This window comes from Alcanivorax sp. HI0083 (assembly GCF_001635175.1).
The window spans coordinates 1-817 of sequence record NZ_LWFX01000281.1 but is presented as its reverse complement, the minus strand read 5'-3'; the positions used below and the strand labels follow the sequence as shown (position 1 = coordinate 817).

The window sequence follows — 817 nt, the reverse complement described above, 5'->3', positions numbered from 1 at the left end:
CATCGTTGCCGGCTACACCGACATGGCCATTGCCGGTGGCACCGACTCTACCAGCAGTGCCCGCGTGCCGCTGTCATCGGAACTGAGCGCGGTACTGCGCGACGTGAGCTTTGCCAAAACACTGAAAGATCGCATCAAGTTGCTCAGCCAGCTCAAGGCCCGCGACCTGCTGCCCCAGGCGCCGTCCATCACCGAATATTCGGTGGGCGAAACCATGGGGGAAAGCACCGAGAAAATGGTGAAGAAGTGGGGCGTCAGCCGTCAGGAGCAGGATGATCTGGCCCATGCGTCGCACAGCAACGCGGCCCGCGCCTGGGCCGAAGGCCGCCTGGACCGCCAGGTCATGACCGCCCACCTGCCCAACGGCAACACTCTGAAAGACGACAACCTGGTGCGCAAACACTCCGAGCGCGAGGGCTACAGCAAACTCAACCCGGTGTTCGACCGGGAGACCGGCTCCGTGACCGCCGGCAACAGCAGCCCGCTCACCGATGGCGCCGGCGCCCTGCTGATGATGAGCGAAAAGAAAGCCGCCGCCCTGGGCTACACCCCGCTGGGCTATATCCGCTCCTACGCCTTCGCGGCCCGCACCCCACAGGACGACCTGTTAATGGGCCCGGTACTGGCCGCCCCCGCCGCCATGGCCCGGGCCGGGCTGGCGCTCAGTGACCTGACACTGGTGGATATGCACGAAGCCTTTGCCGGCCAGGTGACCTGCAACCTGCGCGGCCTGGCTGATGACGATTACGTGCGCAGCCAGACCGGGCTCGCCGCCCTTGGCGAAGTCGACCGCAGCAAGCTCAACGTGAACGGCGGC

Annotated in this window: 1 pseudogene; it reads left to right on the top strand. The window is 65.9% G+C overall.

Annotation, left to right across the window (positions count from 1 at the left end):
* A pseudogene (locus A3754_RS03010) lies at positions 1-817 on the top strand (acetyl-CoA C-acyltransferase); the annotation flags it as partial.